This is a genomic window from Bacillus sp. AFS012607, from assembly GCF_002558005.1.
Classification (GTDB): domain Bacteria; phylum Bacillota; class Bacilli; order Bacillales; family Bacillaceae_G; genus Bacillus_A; species Bacillus_A thuringiensis_S.
The window spans coordinates 1-20,830 of record NZ_NTVM01000007.1; the positions used below are offsets into that span (position 1 = coordinate 1).

The window sequence follows — 20,830 nt, forward strand, 5'->3', positions numbered from 1 at the left end:
AGCTTAGCTTGATAGCGATGGGGTAGCACCACACATCCATCAACTTAAGAATAAACGCCACCAAAACAAAAAAAGCCCCAAAGTTTTCTTGAAAATAAGTTGGGGCTTTTGAACCAGAAAAGTACATTTTCAACTATGAAAACTACGATAAATTTTTCCTTTTTTCCTACTTGCTAAATTCAGCAAGTAAAATATTTTTAAAAGGATTAGGACTGCCAGTTCTACCCAAACTATTCCAATTGACGACCAACGTATGATTGCCTCCAAGTGTACCTCCAACTAGAGTTGTAAACCCTAGAATGCCACCTGAGTGTCCCCATATCGAGACACCGCTTGGCAGCTTAGTTTCATAGATTCCAAGACCATATCCATCGATTCCTTCTTTTCCTGTAGGAACTGTAGTAAGCATTTGTTTTAGTTGCTGTTCCTTCAGTAATTTGCCACCGAGCAAGTAAGAGAAGAATTTGTTTAAGTCGTCAGCAGTAGAAATCATATCTCCAGCAGAGCTACCTGCACTTGGGTTATAATAAGTAACGTCTTTTAGCTCACTTGCTCCGTCTGGTTGGACATATCCACGGGCATGGTTAGTGCCTGGAATAACACTTGAGTTGCCTGGTAGGAATGTATTCGACAATTCAAGTGGTTCAATAATTCGATTTTCAACCTCTTCCGCATAGCTGTTTCCAGTTACTTTTTCAATAAGAATGCCCAGTAATACGTATCCTGTGTTTGAATAAGACCAGCCCTTTCCTGGAGCAAAGTCTGGAGGCAGAGAAACCCCCATCTTCACTAACTCTTCAGCCGTATACGATTTTTTTGTATCCGTAAAATCAGCGTCTTTTGACCTTGAGTATTCAGCGATACCACTTGTATGGTTCAATATGTGCCGGATAGTAATCTTGTTACCATCATATCCATTTCCTTGAATGACACCAGGCAACCAGTCTTCGATGTAGTCGTTTAGCTTCAGGCGATTCTCTCCAGCTAATTGAAGTACAACTGTTGCGGTGAACGTCTTCGTCACACTCCCAATGCGAAAGCGAAAATCTGTTTTCATTGGTTTCTTGGTTCTCAGATCCGCTATTCCAGCGGCATACCCCCACGTTTTTCCACCCTCAGAAGTTTTAGCAAGTATCCCCGGGTATCCAAGTTGCAATGTATCCCGCATTGCTTGCTTGACGGAAGTATGATCTCGTTGCGTATTTGTTTGTAACGAACTAGATACATTCTGAGTGGGCTCTGCTTTTATAATTGAGGTTGGTGTTGTATATAACAGGGAACTTCCAACTATTAAAAGGGCCAAACTTGCACATGTAATTTGACTACGTATTTTCATAAGGCATTCCTCTCCTCTATTCATATTGTATAAGTGTTTGCTTGCTGTTCCTTACTTCCTAACAAGACTTAGGGAAAGGCCCTCACGCATATAGATTAAAGCCCCAGTACAAAGGTATCTATCAATACCAACAATTTGAGCCATTTAAATCTCCATCCCTTCTATAACAAAATTATTCAAAGGTATGAAAGCATATTATGTACCCTTAGTTATTGTTAGGATTAACACAACATGAGACATAACCCTAACCCATATTTTACTTTATTTATCCATAATATGTATTGAGAAAGAATGTAAATTCGAATCCTTTCCGTAACCCAACTATTGATTGTTTTTTCACCTATTATAATTAGTTATTTTGAATTCCATAATAAAAAAACTGTAAAAAAATAACGATTCCCTTAACGTACAGGAAGCGGTTGAAAAATATGTCTATACGCACAATTTTCTTGTTTTGATATGGTGAACCCATCGCCATTAAGCTAAGGTTTTGAAGTACCCACTAAATGAAATTTTTCTTTCTCTACAGTTAGTTACTTTGAGAAGTCATCTCATTTTTTTGTTTTTGGGGTGTTTCTTTTTCTTAACTTGATGGATGTGGGGTCTCGCCACATCCATCAAGTTATCTAAATAAAACACCCTCTAAAAATTAAGAATATTCAAAAATGAAAATAGACATTTATTCACTTCGTTTGTTATAATTCAAACAAAATAAAAAATCGTTTACATTTTACGATATCAAATTTACTGGAGGGGATAAAGATGAAAAAAGCACTTTACATCAATATAGGTGGAGAAGGACACTTAAATCCAACATTAGGATTAGTACATGATTTAGTACAACGTGGAGACAACATTGTCTATTATTCATCAAATGATTTTGAAGAAAAAATCAAAAAAGCAGGTGCACAATTCCGTCCCATCAATCAAGAGGCACAAAGAGAGCTTTCGGAAACTATGAATCTTATGACTTCCCATCCTCAAGAGTACTTATTACACTTCCTTCATGCTATGGAAAGAATTACTGATGCCATTTTTGAAGAAATCTCCAAAGAAACATACGATTACATCCTCTATGATGCACAGTCTTTACCTGGAAAATGGGTTGCATATTTCTATGGGAACCATAATTAATAATCAGCCTGAATTCTATCAAAAATGTTTCGTCGGTTTAAAAGATCTCAATGCGAAAGTAGTACTTAGTATAGGCAAACAATTAATAGTGGAGCAGCTAGGAGATATACCTGATAATTTTATTGTTGGTAACTATCTTCCACAATTAGATATACTGCGTCAAGCGGATGTATTTATTAGTCATTGTGGAATGAATAGCACAAGTGAATCACTTTATTTTGAAGTACCTCTAGTTATGCTCCCATTTATAAATGATCAGCATACGATTGCTGAGCGAGTATACGAACTTGGCGCAGGATTTATGTTAAATATCCAGCAATTATCGGCCGAGGATTTAAAACATGCCGTTAATGAAGTGTTGCAGCATTCGATTTACAAAGAGAATGCCAAAAAAATTAGTCAATCATTCCGTGAGGCAGGTGGTTATATCAAAGCTGTTGATGAGATTGTTACATTTACTCGTTAATTCTGCTATTGTATGCCACTCAAGGCCTATTAACTTAAGAATTTTATATCACCCTACAACAAGAATATAGAAGATAGAAGAAATGCTGGCAGTATCCCATACTCATCAAGATAAGAAATTAAATACCCCATTACTATCAATTCTTAAGTTGATAGTAATGGGGTAGCACCATATACCCAGCAAGCTAAGGTCTTGAAGTAGCCCCTAAACAAAAATTTAAATTTTTCTACAGTAATTTATGTGAATTCAACTCGTTTTTGGGAACATATGTGGTCCTTTTATAATTTGAATTTCTTTTTAAGCTTCTTATATTTTCTGTACGAACGTCTAACAATGTTTAACATAAAATACGGTATTTTAACGGGGAAAGGCAATTTATAAATGAAAGGAAAATAAAAGGTGAAATATGCCTTTTCTAGGTCTCTCCACTTACTATCTTCTTTTGTTTTTAAGAAATCAGATACATCGACCACATATCCCCTTCCTTTTTCCATCATCACATTTTTCCCGTGAACATCACAAGGAGTTAACCCTTGTTCCCTCGCATACTCCAAAGCCTCATTGATATCAAGTATTACCTGCTTAGGAATTTTAATCCCCTTATGAATAGCATCATATAAAGTAATTTCTTTTAAACGTTTCAATACTATGAAATTTTCTCCTTTATATATAAGCTTTGAATAAGAAGGATGATTTCCAATTCTTCGGTATGCTTCTGACTCTTTTTCAATTCCTTCTCCTTCTCGCACGTAAACTTTCACTACCCAATCTTTGTATTCTCTGTGCATGAATACTGCGGCATAATTACCTGTCCCTAAACACTTCCAAAGTCTAGGAATATCTTTAACTACTACAGGCTCGAATTCATCCTCACTTCGTATGCTTACCTCTTTTAATAATTCGTCCTTTATTAATCCCACAAAACTATTTATACTCATCATTCCCACTCCGGTTTTGCTAAAAGGGGCCCACCCACATTTTAACGAAAATATACACTAAGCGAATTTTAGCATAAAACGAGTCATCTTTCTTCTTAAAATAAAAAGATGACTCGTTCTATTTGAACTGTTGAATACTTAATATTTATTCCGCTATTCATAGCCAAAAACTGTACAACATAAAAATATTTCTAACTATTTTCATTTTTTCACAGGCAACTGTATAGGGCTTTTCTTAGTGCAAGTTCTCTTAGTTCATTACCCATGCCAAATCTATATTACTCTATTTTATAATCTAAAACACGGTTTAGAAGTGTAGCAAGATTTTTTTAATTGTTCAAATTCTTGTTCCACTAATATCTTTGTTAGCTAAAACTTTTATTGTTTTAATAGCCTTTTGTTTAATTCCCACAATGCTGTTTTGTTGCTATCCCATTTCAAAAACGTTACTGCTTCCTCGAAGCATAACCATTTATAATTGAAGTGTTCTTTAGATAATGATATGTTTTTTGTAGGGACTTTAACTCCAAAAGAAAATTCTTTTATTACATAAACCTCTTCTCCCCAAAGGAATCCTCCAACTACATCCTCTACTGGTAGTGAAGACACAGAATCTAATTGTATATATGGACATTCTCTTGTAATACCAGCCTCTTCAAACGCTTCCCGTTTTGCTGATTCAATAGGAATCTCACCGTCTTCTCCGCCACCAGCTATTCCTTGCCAATAACCATAATCACTTCGGTTAAAAATACCATATTGAATAGAATCGTCAGTTTTTATATAAGGAAATATCAATACTTGATATGGTGCTCTCATTACTCAACCTCCTCTCGAAAATAAGTTTTAAAGCAATATGAATAAAGAGCCGACATCACAATTCTACATTATTAATGCAGGTTTATAATGTCGGCCCTCTATTTTTAAAGAATTTTATTTTTCATAAACAGGCATACTCTTAACAGAGGAAAAACTGTTTATTCCTTGTCAAATTTGTTTAGCATGGTTTTCCTAAATGTTAGCAGTACCCCATATTATTCAATTGCGCCAGCAACGTCATAATCATTTAAATCTAATTCAATCGGTTGTCCGAGCGCTAGTTTAGCAAGTTCCGCTCCTAGATATGGACCAGCTGTTAAACCCGAAGCTCCTAATCCATTCGCAACGAGAATTCCTTCAAAGTTAGGTAGCGGTCCGATAACAGGTAAGAATCCTGGTGTGAATGGTCTGAATCCAACTCTCGTTTCAAGCATTGTAGCATTTTCTAAGCCAGGTGCAACTGTTAATGCTTTATGGAATACTTCATGTAGACCACCTGCTGTTACACGATGATCGAAACCCGTATCATTCTCATGTGTTGCACCAATTACGACATGACCATTGTCGAACGTTAAAATATATTGATCGTTCGGTGGCATAACAACTGGCATATTTTCTGTTGCTGTATTTTCAATTTGCAGATGAACAATTTGTCCTTTTTGGAATGTAACTAAGAAATTAATTCCTAATGGGTTCAAGATTTCATTCGCCCATGCACCTGCAGTTACAAGAACCTTTTCTGCTAAAATTGTTTCATCGTTTACTATAACTCCAGTAATATGATTTCCTTCACGGACTAATATGGCATCGCCTTTTATAAAAGTTGCACCATGTTTTTTCGCAGCACTTATTAATGCATTGCGTAATAATCTTCCATTTACTCGTGCAGCACCACTAATATGAACAGAACTATATTCGTCTGATAATGCTGGGAATAATTTTTTTGTTTCTTCAGCTGATAAGCGAGTGATTTCACCAATCTCTGGGGCATCTTCACGTCGTTTATAAGCTCGCTCTTCCATTTGATCTAACTTTTTTTCGTCAGTATGTAAACTAATTGCACCTACACGATTATATCCTGTGTCAGTTTCACCGTCTTCTTCTAATTGCTGAATTAACGAAGAATAGTAACGTGCACCGCCTTTAACGATTTTATACCATGCTTTATTACGACGCTGTGATAGCCATGGACATACAATACCTGCTCCTGCATCAGTTGCTTGCCCTAATTGTTGGCGATCCACGATAGTAACATTCGCACCTGCTTTAGCAAGATGATAAGCAGTAGACGCTCCTAAAATTCCAGATCCAACTACAATATACGATTTCATTTCAAACACCTTTTCTCTTTTTGCTAATTATATAAATATAAGAACATTCCTTAGTATAATGGAAGGAATGCTTTTTTCAATGTACTCATCACAATTAATTGTTGCAGCATTGTGACTTTCTTAGTCATTATTTTTTCTTCTTACGGAATAATTCAATTGTTTTATAGCCTTGTGAAAGGATTTCTATCATTTTCTCTAGACGTTTTTCACGTGTTTTTTCTTGTTTCACAGAAAAAAGATTACGTGCCCAATCTTTTTGGTATCCAGGCGTTAAACTTTGATAAAACTTAAGTTCATTCGGATGATTAGCTAATAATGTTTCAACATCTTTAATTCGATCTGCATAATCGGCAACACATTGACTCATAGCAGATGTTTTCATTGTTTTTTTCTTTTCACGTTTTAAACCTACAACAGTAAAGACTTCATCCATACTTACCATTCGTGCAAATTTAATATTGCTTTCTCCCACATAACCATCTTCTCCAACGTTTAATGCCGGAAACATCTCATCACGGTGAATAAACGTACTATAACGAGCATTACCTTTTTTCGGATATGCGAAGAACACGTAACCTTTTTCAATTAGTAATTCTTCATTACTAATAATAAAATTCGTTTGTTTCACCATTTCATCAAGCGTTTCTACAAATATAAAGATAGCATCGTGTTCTTTTGAGAATACAGTTTCTTTACCTGTAAAAATGTCATAATTACTTGGTTCGTTAATTACGACCATATTTGTATACTTATTAAGTTTCAATTTATCAATAACTGACATAATAATCTTCCTTTACATTCAAAATTCATTGTACATACTTTTTCGTACTGTTCTAGTGTATTATATGTATTAAGAAAATCAAACTTTAAATCATATTATTCTGCTGCAAAAGAACCAGTTTTTCATACATATGAAGAAACTGAGGAAACATTAACTATACCGCAGTTTCCGAAACATATTAGACGAAAACCATTTACACCAAAAAATAATAAAGATAGCCGCCTCTGATTAAGTACCGGCTATCTTTATTATTCATAACTTAATAGCAAATAAAGTATATAAAAGCTCTCTATATTGCTCTTCTGTAACCTCACGCTTAGTTTTTGCTCCATAAATAATTTCAGTTACACTATTATTCGTTAAAGAGACATGCCCAGAGTCCGTCAATTTCACTGCAATTGGTCCCTTATTAAAAATAGATTTCTCATCTTCTATTACTCTTCTTTGAACATCGTTTACTACTATCTCATCAATAATATGTTTATAAAAGGCATGACAAACTTTCCATTCTCCTTCAGCATCTATTCTTTCTAAAACATAATTTCCTTTACTCGTATCTTTTCGTCTCACCCGGTACGACCCATTCTTTGAAGAAACAGACTCATCAGTAAAAGGTACAGGAACAAGAGGTACTAATGAAGCTATACCTACATCAATTAAATACTGTACATTAGCATAAGTTAAAATAATTGTTATATGGCCATCCTCAAGTGCCCATGCATTTATATCATTTTTATAAACCGTACCTAATGCCAGTTGTACATCATAGCCACAGTCTTTTAAGAAATAGTAAAAAAGGGTGTTTAATTCGTAGCAAAGTCCACCACGGGAACTAGTTAAAATTTTCTCTCGTAAGTTTTCCAGAGAGATTTGATTCGTATTTTGTGCTATAACGTCTAAATTCTCAAATGGTATAGTATGTGCAAATGAAAAGAGTATAGTAGGTAATTCTTCAAACGTTACTTCATTACGTTTTTTAAGATTTAATCTTGCGAAAAGCTGATCTTGTAAACTTGTCATATTTAGCACCCCTTAAAATTTTATAAGTTTAAATAATATATGCTGATTGTAAGTTTTAAGGGGTACTGTAACAACGTACATTTTATGTAACTGTACCGGTACAAAAAGTCTAACCGACAAGATCACTAAAGATAAGAAGCTACAAATACAAATTTAATAGTTTGTCTATAGGTAAATTATTACAATCGCTTAAATCAACAAAATACTGAAGTTGCCACATTTGGCTCTTTTTAGCTTGATTGCTAACAGGCTTATCCCATATAGGATAAATCCTCATAGCCATCTTGCCTTTTTGATTTTGTGTTCTCAAGATTTTTTCCTTAAGAAGAATCTCTTTAGGCAAAATGAATTGTCCTAGTTTATGATCATCTATACAAGTAATAACTAATAAATCAGGAGCAGCGTCATAAGAAAATGCTTGATTTTGCATATTGTCATCTTTCTCCCAAAAAGAAACAAATTGACCAATTTTATTAGGGGTAACTTTTGATTTTCTAAAACGAATGGTTTTGTTATTTAAGTGGAATAAACATCCTGCATATTCTGCGTTTTGCTTTTCTTCTTTTAGATTCGTAATCATTAAATTGTTAGGTTGGTAAACTATATTATTTAAATTTCGGATCGTATCATTAAAATTGTTCAAAAAAACTCCCCCTTTATTCATCTCTTAGTTTACCACAAACATCAGTTCTTCTATATCGTATATAATCATGAACTAAGTGAAATGGGGGAATTTAGCAGGATATAATTTTTACTTTAATGTACTTAGTTTTTCAATTGCTTGTTGCTCAGTTGCTAAGTAAAAAATGTCATTCCCTTTATTACATTCATAAATAAAGTCTTTTAAGCTTTTACTAGTGTAAATAGAGAAATCCCCAATGATAGCAATCTTTACCTTGTAGTTTATAAACTTTTGAAGGATATCACCCGCAAGACGTGTTTTTAAATCAAAGAAGCTTTCACTTATTAATGACTTGTGGATAATAATATGCTTCGCATCTACCTCGTATTGAACTGTTGCCATAGTATCTAATGCAGACTGAACATCCGATATTAATACCTTATCGTTTCTAATGACCGCAATATTGATTCCATCGATTACTACTTTCTTTATGTCCATAGTCCCACCCCTTTATAATGTGCACCGTATGAGTAAAATTGTTTTACAAAACTTCGTATTAATCATAGATTAAATTAGCCGCAGCTATTAAAATCGCCTCTATTCTTTATTACTAATACGGTCAATGAAATTAATGATAGTTTCTCTTTTTTATATTTTTGAATATATATATGAAATTGCTTTTACTTGTTATAAAAATATTGTGGAGTAACATAACTTAACAAACTATCCAAAGTGTTAATCTCGGCATATGGTTGTATTTTGGTAGTATTCTTGATTTTTTGAGGGTTAAACCACACACCTTTTATATTTATATTTTGAGGACCAGCAATATCCTTTTCTAAGTCATCCCCAACAAATAAAGTATTTTCCGGCTGTAAATTTAGCTTATTTAACGCTAGTTCGAATATACGTTTATCAGGTTTACTAAATCCCACTTCTTCAGAAATAATGATTGTTTCAAAATACCTATTTAAATTCGTGTTAAATATTTTAGCTTTTTGCCTCTGAGTTGAGCCATTTGTTATAATTCCAACTTTAAAGTGCTTCTTTATTTGATTTAAGAAATGAATAGTATTTTGGTCTATTGAAAAACATCTAGGGAAATTATTATTCCAAAAATCTTGGATATAATTGCGTGGCAATCTATACTTCGGCGTGAATTCATCAAACAATGATTCTAAAACTGTCGTTTTATTACTTATGCCATATTCTCTTTTATCGTATTCTTTGAATTTCTGTAACATGTTGCTTTTAGCCGCACCATCTACATTTTCATAACACTTTTCTAAAACAATTAAAAATAATGCCGCTACTGCCTTATCCCTATCAAGTAAGGTATCATCTAAATCAAACAGCATACCTTTATAACACTTCAAATCATTTCACAACCTTTCTAACATTATATAAATCTCTCCAAGTTTGTACCTTTAAACTTTTGGTTTAGCCAGAACATTGTTATGTAGTGATTAACGATTAAATAGAAACTAGATGAGAGAAATCCAAAGTTCTTGGCACACACTCTAGTATTACTGTAGCTTCTTCTATATTAAAATTCCTTTCCCTCTTTTGGTAAAGAAGCACAAGTATATTTTCACAAACTTTAAGAAATTACATACAATTCACATTATTATACATTAGTTTTTCGTAAATATTATTCATACATCAATTCATACGATAAGTTTTTTAATCAATTATTTCTCCATAAAAAGTAATATAGCTAATAATACTTTTTGGTAGTAAACGTCCTATGAAGTTTACTACTGTATCTCCACATAAACTCCAGATAGTACGGCTATAATGACTACCAGAGGTGATATTATGAAAAACTATCATATTCTCGTGGTAGAGGACGATCAAGAAATTCAGGAATTAATTAAACAATTTTTAATGACACAGCATTATACAGTGGTAGTCGCTTCAGATGGACTAGAGGGTATGACACAATTTAATAAGCAATCCTTTGATTTAATTCTCCTAGATGTCATGATGCCCAATCTTAATGGGTTTGAAGTTTCTAAAATGATTCGAAGTCAGTCAAACGTACCAATTATTATGCTAACTGCGTTGGAAGAAGAGGAAGATCAAATGAAAGGATTCGATCTTGGGATCGATGATTATATAACAAAACCCTTTTCATTTCATGTTTTGATTAGACGAGTCGAAGCTGTACTTAGAAGAAGTTATGATAAAAATGTAAATAATCATTTGATATTTAAAGAAGTTCGTATCGATGTGGATGCATATAGAGTCTATGTAAATGATGTTGAAATTATATTAACGACAAAAGAGTTTGAAATTCTACAACTACTATTTCAAAATGAGAGAAAAGTACTTACAAGAGAAAATATCGTAGAGAAGGTTTGGGGGTACGATTATTTTGGAGAAACACGAATAATTGATACACATATTAAAAACCTACGCAAAAAATTAGCTATCCCTTATATTAAAACAATAAAGGGTATTGGTTATAAAATTGATGAATAGTATTGTGAAACTCATGAAGATGAAGCAAATTACTTATAAACTCTTTATGACTACATCTCTCATTTTGTTATCCTTTGCAGTATTGATTTATTTAACTTTATACTTCTTTCTCCCTACGTTTTATGAGCAATATAAAACAGATCAACTTCAAACAGGGATAAACGAAATCATTGATAAGTCTAAAAATCTTACGTTTCAAGATGCGATACCACTTTTTGATGAATACGCAAAAAAAAATAATGCGATGCTTTACCTTCAAAATAAAGAAGGAGTAATTATTTACTCTCCTTCATTTTCTTTTATTCAAAGTGGTACGCAAAAAACAGTAGTTACTAAAGCAACACGATTCGAGAATGCAAGTACCCTTAGCAATTCATATAACGTTACGAAACCAATTCAATTCCAAGATGGTAGTTTAACACTTATAGTCTTTGCTACATTTCAACCGATTGATGAAGCTTCACAGGTTTTAGTACGATTTCTCCCCTATATTAGTATCATTGTGCTCATTATTGGTATAGGAAGTGCTTATTTTTATTCCAGGTTTATTACAAAGCCACTTATTTATATTAATGAAGGTGCACAAAAGATGGCAAATTTAGATTTCTCCGAAAAAATTGAGGTTCGCTCTACAGATGAGTTAGGAGAATTGTCTAATAGTTTGAATGACATGTCTATTAACTTACAACAAGCTATGTTTGATTTAAAAAAAGCAAATGAACAATTAAAAAATGATATTGAAAAAGAAAGAGAAATAGAAACAAAACGCAGAGAGTTTTTTGCGATTGTAGCACATGAATTAAAGTCCCCTCTTACTGTAATGAAAGGATACTTAGAAGGGATGATATACAATATTGGCCCTTATCAAAATCGCGATCAATATTTAAAGAAAAATCATCAAATTATTGAAAGTATGGAACAATTAGTTCGTGAAATTTTAAGCGTATCGAAATTAGAACAACACACCTTCAAACTAAAAGTAGAGGAAGTTAATCCTTCAAAGTTAATAGGTACAATCACAAAAGATCTCGAATTTTTTGCTTCTCAAAAAAGTATCGAAATAATAAAAGAATTTGATTCTGACCTTTCTATTTATACAGATTGTGCTCTTTTAGAAAAAGCATGCAAAAATATTATCCACAATGCGGTTATGTATTCACCACATAATGAAAAAGTCTATATAAAGTTAAGAGAGAATTCTAAACAAGATCAAATCGAAATGAAAATTATAAATACAGGTATCAATATTAAAGATGAAGATATTCAACAAATTTTCAAACCATTTTATCGAATTGAAAAATCAAGGAATCGAAATACTGGAGGAAGTGGTTTGGGGCTATATATTGTTAAACAAATTCTTGAAACGTTAGATATAAAGTATTCAATAAAAAATATGGAACATAGTGTGCAATTTTGCATGAGTATTCCGCTATCTAAACATAAAAACAAATAAACTCTCCTTTAAATAGGGCGAGTTTATTTGTTTTTGTAGTAAGTATAAACTTATTAACAGGCTTTTCGTTTAATGACGTATGCTACTTTTTAAATGGCGATTGTCATAAGTAGTGACAAACTGTATTCAACTTAAATGTTTACCTATAACAGCAAAAAAAGCGAAATTACGCTTAGCAGCAAATTAGATTCTCTTATTTGAGATACATTTCATCTATGAAACTGAAAAGGAGGATGAAAAATGTTTATTCACCTCCATTTTTCAGATTAATTTGGAATTCTTTTATGATAAGCTATATGTAAAGATTAAACATAAAGGATGATTCGTATGGAAATAAGACCAAAGGTAAGTGAATATAACTCCTATTATGCAACGTATACCAACTTGGTATCAGACGGAAATATCATACATATTCTAGAACAACAAATGAAGGAAACGAATCTTTTATTAAAGGGAATTTCTAATAGTAAGGGACTTTTCCGGTATGCTCCTACTAAATGGAGTATAAAAGAAGTAATCGGTCATATAGCAGATACAGAACGTATTATGGCGTATCGATTGCTATCTATCGCTCGAGGCGAGACAGCAGAACTTCCAGGCTATAATGATGATATGTATGTTCTTAGAGCTGCTTTTGATAAGCAATCTATGCAAGATCTTCTTGAGAATTTAATAGTTGTTCGCCAATCTACCCTGTATTTACTTAGAAGCTTAGATAAAGAAGCCTGGTCACAAAGAGGAAATGCGAATAATTCTGAAGTTACAGTTCGTGCATTAGCATACATCATTGCCGGTCATGAGCTTCATCATCTTCAAATTATAAAAGAACGTTATCTTGGTTCTGATGCATATCCAGCAAGTTAATATTTGAAGAACAAGAGTCCTATTTATGTAGGGCTCTTGTTCAGTATTTATAACGTATTAGCACTTAGAATCATGGCAATTAAATGCATTTATTTATAAAATTCACCACATAATATATATGCTATCCTCTTTTATTCTGTACATAATTTTCTTTAGGTTGATATACTATAAACACAATAGTTCTGGAAAGGTGATGATATTATGTATGAACAACAAAATAATAGAGATAGAGATCAAAAAATGATGTTTTCGATGCAAGGAGTTCCCACAAATAAAATTAACATGAATCAATTACCTAAATGGATTAAAATTTTTGGATATTGTGCGTTTGGTTGGATGATAGTATTTAGTTTAATTATGATTGTAGGTTTAATTCTGCAATAACTATACAGATACATAGATAGGTAAACGGGACGATATTTAGATTATACATCTAGGTAATGTTCCGTTTTTTATGTATGATTATCCCATGATATAGGTAACCAATTATACTAAAAAGAACTTGTAGAATATCCTACAAGTTCTTTTTCAAATATTATTAAAACGGGAACAACAAACTATTTTAACATTCAGTACAGGGAGACCATTTTGATTATGGCTTGATTTTATTATAAATCAAATATAAGCTTTTGAAAGGTCTAGATTTTGAAAATTATGTGAATTGAACAGCTACGATGTTTATATTAGATTTCATTTACAACCAACTTCTTCTTACTTAAATACACTGCACGATCTGATTTTTTAGCAACCTCCTGTGAGTGCGTCACAACAATAATACATTTATTCTCTTTATGTGCAAGTTCTTGAAACAGTTCTATAATATCCATTGCGGTTTGCTCATCAAGGTTTCCTGTTGGCTCATCCGCAATCAATAAATCAACATTACAAGATAGTGCTCGAGCAATTGCTACACGCTGTTGTTGCCCACCGCTTAGTTGCAGGACGTTTCGTTTCGCTTCAGCTTCTGAGAGTCCTACCCTCTCTAATAACTGTAATGCTCTTGCTGTTTTATTTTGCACTTTAACACCTGTAATTTCCATTGCTGTTAAGACATTTTGAAGAGCTGTCATATAGGTTATTAAGTTATAAGATTGGAAAATTACAGATACATTTTGATTACGGTATCGATCCAAACCAATTTTTCTAATATCTTTGCCATTATACAGTACATAACCATTTTTAGGGACATCTAGTCCACAACCTAAGCTTAGAGTTGTGGTTTTACCAGATCCAGATGGTCCTAAAATCGTGTAGAAATGTCCTTTTTGAAAAGAAAAGTTAACATTTTCTAGTATCGCTACATTTTTTCCATTACTTTCATAATAATAATCTAAATTTTTAAACTGTAAAATTGTCTCCATATCGAGCCTCCTCATTCATCTTTTAAAAGAATTTGTTTTGGGTTTAAACGTAGAATAGATAATGCCGGAAGAAGCGTTGCTATTATAGCAATAGCTAGTCCAATTCCACCCATTTTTCCTACATCTTCTCCTGTTACACTTACATCAATTTTATTAATCGGATCTTCTTTTTGATTTTGTAGAGTACCACCAGGTCCAGCCATCATTACAGTACCATGTTGCGAGGTATCTGTTTCTTCGCTTGAAGTAGCAATTTCATTCGAAAGTAAATTATCCCCGATATATTGAGAAACTTTAGCTCCTGTTGTTATGGATAATCCAAATGCTAAAATAGCGACACACACTACTTCTACTACGAATTGCGCCATCAGCTTCCACTTTTTCTCTCCAATGGACAATAGAATTCCCATTTCTTTACGACGCCCTTTAATTGATAGCATTATGATTAATCCTAAAATGATCGCACCTGCAATCGATACAATATAAATAATCATTTGAGAAGTCGAAGAGATATTTTCGATAGGACCAATCATTTGCTTGTACAATGAATCATGCGCATCTAATTTATAATAATTAAAATCAATATTAAATTTTCTTGCTTCTTTTTTAAATGCATCAATATATTGTGGATCATTCAAGAAATACACGACTTGAACACTACTTATACCTTGGTCTACTTCTAATTTTTTCATAGTTGAATGCGGCATATATAGTTTATTAGCTGGATCCATAATAGGAGGAGCCTGTTGACCCATTGCTTGCTCATTTGTTTCGTAAATACCGATAATTTCAACCTCAAGGGTTTCCTTCTTATCCCCTGATTGCACTTTAACTTTGTCTCCTACTTTCAAATTGTTTAATTCCGCTAATCGTTTTTCCATTAAAGCTACATTCTGATCCTTCATTTGCTCTGTTATTGGTTTTCCATCAATGATTTTACTTTTTCCGTTTTTAAAGCTTTCTTGTAATGCAGTCTTGCGAACTCCCTCAATCATAAAAGAAGCGTTCATATCGATTTCTGTACCAGAGCTTGAACCGCCTCGCGCAGCCGCCATTCCCACTTTACCTTTTCCTTCTCCTTCTGAAGCTCCTACTAGTTTAAGCCCATCAGAAATACCGAAAGTGTTAGCTATGTAATTATAATCTTTTACATACTTGGACTTCGCTAATTGATCTGTTTCTTTTGCATCGAGCTGCGGCGGATTTGGCATTTCTCCAGTTTCCTTAGCTTTTTGACCTAATTTGTCGAAATCAAGACCTAAAGTAACATCTGCACCAAGTTTTTTTCTTGCAGCATCCGCTGCTTTTTTTGATGCATTTTGGATTGTGAAACCTGAAAGAACCAAATTTGTAACAATCAGAAAAACTGCCATCAAAATTAATGATGTTCCTATCCTTTTTTTCATACTGAGAATTGCTCGTTTCATAAAATTCATTTTTTCTTACCTCCTTGATAACTTGTATTCTATATAGGTTATCTAGAGTTTATATGGAGCTAATCGGTAGTTTAACTAGAGATATAAGGAGTTTATGTGTAGTTATTTACCTGTTTCAGAAAAGCTAGAACACAAATTCAAAAATGCAGCCGTTTTTGAATATTGATAAGGAGTTATTCCGTTTAATAAATTTATTAAAGGTTAAGATTAATTTAATGTATGTAGCACAAAAAATATTTACTGTGTAATTTCTATACAATAAATATAGAGAAACCTATTTGTAAATATTTATATGAGAATGTAAGTTTCCTAATAGAAATTACATCTTTTAATAAGAAAAGAAACAATTTAATATTCTTTTATACGGATATGAACATTAACTTACTTCTTAAATTTTAGTATATATTTATAGTTTTATTTTATTGCAAGCTTTATAATATGATATACAAATTTATCACCTACTATTAGGAAAAGAGAATATTTTATAATTAATTTACAACATAAATTTTGTCCATGTTTTAAACAATATGTATTTTGGAGGAGGTTAATTTGATTTTTTCAAAACTCATTGATCGGTACGCCTTATATGATTTACATAAAAAAAGAAGTGTAGCATTTCAGTTTACTTCCCTTTCTAACACTTCATTAAATATAAAGGACATAGAATCTTTTTATAAAGTACAACCATCACATTTTCATTTTGACATTAAGCATTCAAAGCAGAAAAATGAATACATGGTTGGGCAATTCAACTATAAAAGTTCGGTTCAATCCGGTGATTCACGCAACGACTCTGTAACTGGGGAATTATTCTTACATAAAAATGAAAATGCACCTCATGTTATCTTTGTTCACGGTTGGAGAATGGATTCTAACGAACGTGTGAAAAAAATATTCCACGATCATATGACCAGCCTGAAGTGGAATATGTATTATTTCACTCTACCCTATCATTTTGAAAGAAAACCCGATCAATCCTTATTCAGTGGAGAGTATATGGTAAGTGCAAATATTGAACGAACATTACAAGCAACTAGACAAGCGGTAGCTGACTTACGAGCTTTGATTAAATGGATTAAAGCAAATAAAAATGGGCCCCTGATTCTAATAGGAATTAGTTTAGGCGGATTTATTACTAACTTAACCTCTCTTGTTGAAGAAGAAATTGATGTGTTAGCATCCATTTTCTATGCAAATCGACTTTCTTATTCTATTTGGAATACAACTCCAGGTAAATTTATTAGAGAAGACTTGGAACATCATGGTGTTACGTATGATGATTTAATAGATTATTGGAAAATCACTGAACCGAGTCAAGCATTGCCAAAAGTAAAAAAAGAAAATATTTTATTAATTTCAGGTAAGCATGATCTATATGTGCATTCTGAGGATACAGACTACTTGTGGGAATCTTGGGAAAGACCTCCACGATATATTTATAAATGTGGGCATGCCGGGATCGTTCTTAAACGTAAAAAAATTGCAACTGATACTATTGATTTTATTCAAAATCGATTGAACTCCCCGCACTTATCCAATGTCATGCCTTAAATCGCGAGATTACTAAGTACAAAATCTTATACTTATATTGTTATATTTTTTACTAGTCACCTTTGTAAATCTTCGCCCCTAGCCTTACACGATTGAAAATGAAATAAAATAAATAACTAAGGAACTAATTTACCATATGGAAAAACATTGCTCAACATTTTCACTAGTAGTCCCTGTATATGCAATATTACATATAAAAATCTTTATGTATTCCGTTATTAATTTAAAAGGAAATTATTCATCCATTAATCTATACCATCCGTATTTGCAGTTAAGGATACCCTAATTACATATGAAAAAGAGAGAAGAACATTGGTTAGTTCTTCTCTCTTTGTTTATTTTTAAGATAACTATCTATAAAATTTTGCTTTTCATAATTCTTCATGAGTCTAGAAAAGAATCTAATCCTTTTCTAGACTCAAAAAGAAATTTTTCTAATGTACATAATTACAACGACATTAAACCACTTTGCTCTTAAATCCAATACTTGTATTATTAATTGCATGAAAGTCCTTCTTGAGAAAGGTTTTAATTTCCGAATATTCTGTTGACCGTTATAACATATCCAATTTACAATTTAATTGTGGTGTTCTTTCACAATTAAACTACTTAGAATATACACTTCATTTATTTGAAAACAATTACAAATAGAGGTGCTAAAATGAAAACTAGAGTAAATCCAGAATTATTACAAGGGTTAGAGATGTTTCCGGATCTCGATTTACGCCCGGAAAACTTGCAATCAATCAGAGAAGGAATAGCTCAAATGAGACCACCTACCGTTGTTGATGACTCTCTTTCTTTAACAGATAAAGTCATTGTTGGGCCTGATGATAATCCGTTACCATTACGAATTTATCGTCCAAAATCAAATCATGAATCTTTACCTGTCTTATTATGGATACATGGTGGTGGTTATATCTTAGGTTCTATAGATGATAACGATGATACTTGTATGAGGTTTGCAAAAGAAGCTGGCTGTGTGGTTGTATCTGTAGACTACCGCTTAGCACCTGAACACCCTTACCCAGCACCAATTGAGGATTGTTATTCAGCTTTAAAATGGATTGCTGATAATGCAAAGTCATTAAACATTGATTCAAATCGTATTGGGGTTGCAGGAGTAAGTGCCGGCGGTGGACTAACAGCAGCATTATCATTATTAGCCCGAGATCGAAAATATCCTTCAATTTGTTTACAAATGCCACTATATCCAATGATTGATGACAGAAATGATACACCTTCAGCGAATGAAATTAAAGAGGGATTTGTTTGGAATCAAAAGGCAAATGAAGCTGGCTGGAAAATGTATTTAGGAGAAATGTATGGAACGGATCAAATCCCTGCCTATGCAGCACCTTCTCGAGCTGAGGATTATAGTGACTTACCGTATACTTACACATTTGTTGGTCAATTAGATCCATTCCGCAGCGAAACATTAACCTATGTAAGCAAACTAGCGCAAGCTGGTGTTGATGTGGAGTTTCATTTATATCCAAATGCCTATCACTGGTTTGAAGGGTTAAATCCAAATGCCGATGTATCTATTTATGCTGTGAACGAAATAGTACAAGCAATAAAGACTGGTTTCAAACGAGTATCCAAGGTTGAGGCTTAATCCCATTACAAGATAAATACTTATAAATAGTATATATGTTATCATTTAAACATAATAGCCGATTCTAAATGAGAATCGGCTATTAATATGTAAAATCCGCCTAATATATCAAGGTTGAGAAACAGATATAAGATGTTTAGGCGATGTGTTTATTTCCTCTGCCAATGCTTTTATGTTCATCATGATTTGAAGTATTTCTTCTTTTGTTGTCCTTGGGTTGATAGAGCAAAGTCGAATTACTACTTTTTCTTTTAATTTAGTAGTACTTAGCATAGCAAATCCTCTTTGATTAATTTCTTCCACCAATTTTTTGTTTATTTCATGAATTGTATCTGTAGATGTTAGCTCACATGGAATATAACGAAAAGTAACAATTCCTAATTGGGCGGGTGTTACTACTTCCCAATCTTTTTCTTTCCTTAAAAACTCTTCAACTTGTTCAGCTAGCATAATGCCATGATCAATTGCCTCACGAAAAGCTGTAACTCCGAATGCTTTAAAAGAAAGCCATACCTTTAATGCTCTAAATCTACGAGAAAGTTCAATTCCACGCTCCCCAAAATTCACTTTTTCTTCTATATTAGTTTCTGTATCCTTAATATACTCTGGGATCATACGGAATGTTTCACTTAAATATTGGCTATTTCGAATAAGTACACAACCAACATCATAAGGCTGAAAAAGCCATTTATGCGGGTCTAACGTTAAAGAATCGGCACGATGAATTCCACTTAATAACTCCCTTCCTTTTTCACTGAGAATTGCTGCAGCCCCATAAGCCCCATCCACGTGTAGCCATATATCTTCATCACCACATACATCAGCCAATTCATCGAGGGAGTCCACCGCTCCGCAATTCGTTGTCCCTGCATTAGCAATAACACAGAATGGTTTTTTCCCTTTTAATCGATCTTCTTTTATTTGTTTTCTTAAAGTACTAACTGAAATTTTTAAGTCTTCATCTGTCTCAATTCGGCAAATTTGATGCTGTTTAAAACCTAATACTTTAAGTGCTCGATCTACAGAAAAATGAGTTTGGTTAGAAAAATAAACAATCGCATTTTCTATGTCATTATTCAGCTTGACCTGTCTCGCTACAGTAAGTGCAGTCAAATTAGCCATGGAACCACCACTGACAAATAGTCCTTCAGCTGAATCAGGGAATCCTAGCATTGATTTTAACCAGTTAATTGTCGTTAATTCAATTTGTTCGGCACCTGCACCTACTATCCAAGCTGTAGGAAATACATTAAACCCACTTGCTAAAAAATCTGCTAATACACCAACATAATTGTTAGGACCTGGCACAAAAGCCATAAAATGAGGATGATCCACATGAGTAATTTGATTAAACACATTGTTATTAAGAAAATGAAGTAATTCTTTTGGATTAGATCCGTTTTCCGGAATCGTTTCAATTAGCTTGTCTCTAAAAATATTACTATCAATCGTTTCTGAAACTGGTTTACTTTTTAAATGATTCATATGATCAACAATCAAGTCAACCGCTTGATATCCTAACTGACGCATTTCTTCGGCTGATAGCTGCAAGTTTTTTGTCATTTGATTTACCCCTATTCTATTTAAAAAGGCGAGTTCTTGCTCGCCTTTTCATT

At 33.1% G+C, this 20,830-nt stretch carries 20 protein-coding genes and 1 pseudogene; 9 read left to right on the forward strand and 12 right to left on the reverse strand.

The window, feature by feature from the left end; all coding sequences use genetic code 11:
* Positions 1-166 precede the first annotated feature (166 nt).
* Positions 167-1,336 (reverse strand): serine hydrolase domain-containing protein, encoded by a 1,170-nt coding sequence (locus tag CN409_RS07630; protein WP_000702513.1) that lies wholly within the window; start codon positions 1,334-1,336, stop codon positions 167-169.
* Between the two features lie 762 nt (positions 1,337-2,098).
* On the opposite strand from CN409_RS07630, the gene CN409_RS32260 reads away from it, so the two are divergent.
* Together CN409_RS32260 and CN409_RS32265 are read left to right on the forward strand one after the other, a co-directional pair.
* On the forward strand, positions 2,099-2,470 hold the full coding sequence (locus CN409_RS32260) for a glycosyltransferase (protein ID WP_240518620.1): 372 nt from the start codon (positions 2,099-2,101) through the stop codon (positions 2,468-2,470).
* A complete protein-coding gene (locus CN409_RS32265; protein ID WP_229145180.1) occupies positions 2,454-2,936 on the forward strand; it encodes a nucleotide disphospho-sugar-binding domain-containing protein in 483 nt (160 codons plus the stop codon). The genes CN409_RS32260 and CN409_RS32265 overlap by 17 nt, the downstream gene beginning before the upstream one ends.
* 278 nt (positions 2,937-3,214) lie before the next feature.
* Here CN409_RS32265 and CN409_RS07640 read toward each other — a convergent pair whose 3' ends face one another.
* From CN409_RS07640 to CN409_RS07655, 4 genes are all read right to left on the reverse strand, one after another.
* Entirely contained in the window at positions 3,215-3,874 is a 660-nt protein-coding gene (locus tag CN409_RS07640) for a protein kinase family protein (protein WP_000026523.1), read from the reverse strand.
* A gap of 378 nt (positions 3,875-4,252) precedes the next feature.
* The gene (locus CN409_RS07645) at positions 4,253-4,693 is read right to left on the reverse strand and encodes an NUDIX hydrolase (RefSeq protein ID WP_001202616.1); all 441 of its coding nucleotides are present in this window, start codon (positions 4,691-4,693) and stop codon (positions 4,253-4,255) included.
* Positions 4,694-4,908: 215 nt separating this feature from the next.
* The gene (locus CN409_RS07650) at positions 4,909-6,024 is read right to left on the reverse strand and encodes an NAD(P)/FAD-dependent oxidoreductase (RefSeq protein WP_086390558.1); all 1,116 of its coding nucleotides are present in this window, start codon (positions 6,022-6,024) and stop codon (positions 4,909-4,911) included.
* Positions 6,025-6,151: 127 nt separating this feature from the next.
* Positions 6,152-6,805, reverse strand: a complete 654-nt coding sequence (locus CN409_RS07655) for a YdeI/OmpD-associated family protein (RefSeq protein ID WP_000110861.1) — start codon at positions 6,803-6,805, stop codon at positions 6,152-6,154.
* Positions 6,806-6,832: 27 nt separating this feature from the next.
* On the opposite strand from CN409_RS07655, the pseudogene CN409_RS32760 reads away from it, so the two are divergent.
* A pseudogene (locus CN409_RS32760) lies at positions 6,833-7,037 on the forward strand (hypothetical protein).
* A 20-nt stretch (positions 7,038-7,057) separates the two neighbouring features.
* Here CN409_RS32760 and CN409_RS07660 read toward each other — a convergent pair.
* The 4 genes from CN409_RS07660 to CN409_RS07675 form a co-directional block, all read right to left on the reverse strand.
* A complete protein-coding gene (locus CN409_RS07660) occupies positions 7,058-7,825 on the reverse strand; it encodes an arylamine N-acetyltransferase family protein (protein WP_000202738.1) in 768 nt (255 codons plus the stop codon).
* Between the two features lie 139 nt (positions 7,826-7,964).
* A complete protein-coding gene (locus CN409_RS07665) occupies positions 7,965-8,468 on the reverse strand; it encodes a MepB family protein (protein WP_001058784.1) in 504 nt (167 codons plus the stop codon).
* Between the two features lie 108 nt (positions 8,469-8,576).
* The gene (locus CN409_RS07670) at positions 8,577-8,945 is read right to left on the reverse strand and encodes a DUF4180 domain-containing protein (protein WP_000351862.1); all 369 of its coding nucleotides are present in this window, start codon (positions 8,943-8,945) and stop codon (positions 8,577-8,579) included.
* A 182-nt stretch (positions 8,946-9,127) separates the two neighbouring features.
* Positions 9,128-9,805 (reverse strand): HAD family hydrolase, encoded by a 678-nt coding sequence (locus CN409_RS07675; RefSeq protein ID WP_000895696.1) that lies wholly within the window; start codon positions 9,803-9,805, stop codon positions 9,128-9,130.
* 460 nt (positions 9,806-10,265) lie between these two features.
* Between CN409_RS07675 and CN409_RS07680 the strand changes: the two genes are divergently transcribed.
* From CN409_RS07680 to CN409_RS07695, 4 genes are all read left to right on the forward strand, one after another.
* The gene (locus CN409_RS07680) at positions 10,266-10,931 is read left to right on the forward strand and encodes a response regulator transcription factor (RefSeq protein ID WP_000800727.1); all 666 of its coding nucleotides are present in this window, start codon (positions 10,266-10,268) and stop codon (positions 10,929-10,931) included.
* Entirely contained in the window at positions 10,924-12,384 is a 1,461-nt protein-coding gene (locus CN409_RS07685; RefSeq protein ID WP_001084893.1) for a sensor histidine kinase, read from the forward strand. The genes CN409_RS07680 and CN409_RS07685 overlap by 8 nt, the downstream gene beginning before the upstream one ends.
* A gap of 327 nt (positions 12,385-12,711) precedes the next feature.
* Positions 12,712-13,248, forward strand: coding sequence for a DinB family protein (locus tag CN409_RS07690; RefSeq protein WP_000405918.1), 537 nt, complete (start codon positions 12,712-12,714; stop codon positions 13,246-13,248).
* Positions 13,249-13,449: 201 nt separating this feature from the next.
* Complete coding sequence (locus CN409_RS07695; protein ID WP_000273237.1) at positions 13,450-13,632, forward strand: hypothetical protein; 183 nt, start codon at positions 13,450-13,452, stop codon at positions 13,630-13,632.
* 299 nt (positions 13,633-13,931) lie between these two features.
* Here CN409_RS07695 and CN409_RS07700 read toward each other — a convergent pair whose 3' ends face one another.
* The gene (locus CN409_RS07700) at positions 13,932-14,609 is read right to left on the reverse strand and encodes an ABC transporter ATP-binding protein (RefSeq protein ID WP_000447865.1); all 678 of its coding nucleotides are present in this window, start codon (positions 14,607-14,609) and stop codon (positions 13,932-13,934) included.
* Positions 14,610-14,620: 11 nt separating this feature from the next.
* Positions 14,621-16,045 carry an ABC transporter permease gene (locus tag CN409_RS07705; protein WP_001010216.1) on the reverse strand — a complete coding sequence of 475 codons (1,425 nt, stop codon included), beginning with the start codon at positions 16,043-16,045 and terminating at the stop codon, positions 14,621-14,623.
* A gap of 549 nt (positions 16,046-16,594) precedes the next feature.
* Here CN409_RS07705 and CN409_RS07710 point away from each other — a divergent pair.
* On the forward strand, positions 16,595-17,596 hold the full coding sequence (locus CN409_RS07710) for an alpha/beta hydrolase (RefSeq protein WP_086390562.1): 1,002 nt from the start codon (positions 16,595-16,597) through the stop codon (positions 17,594-17,596).
* Between the two features lie 661 nt (positions 17,597-18,257).
* Complete coding sequence (locus CN409_RS07715; RefSeq protein ID WP_000857939.1) at positions 18,258-19,214, forward strand: alpha/beta hydrolase; 957 nt, start codon at positions 18,258-18,260, stop codon at positions 19,212-19,214.
* 108 nt (positions 19,215-19,322) lie between these two features.
* On the opposite strand, the gene CN409_RS07720 is transcribed toward CN409_RS07715, so the two are convergent.
* Positions 19,323-20,777 carry a pyridoxal phosphate-dependent decarboxylase family protein gene (locus CN409_RS07720; RefSeq protein ID WP_000164809.1) on the reverse strand — a complete coding sequence of 485 codons (1,455 nt, stop codon included), beginning with the start codon at positions 20,775-20,777 and terminating at the stop codon, positions 19,323-19,325.
* Positions 20,778-20,830 lie beyond the last annotated feature (53 nt).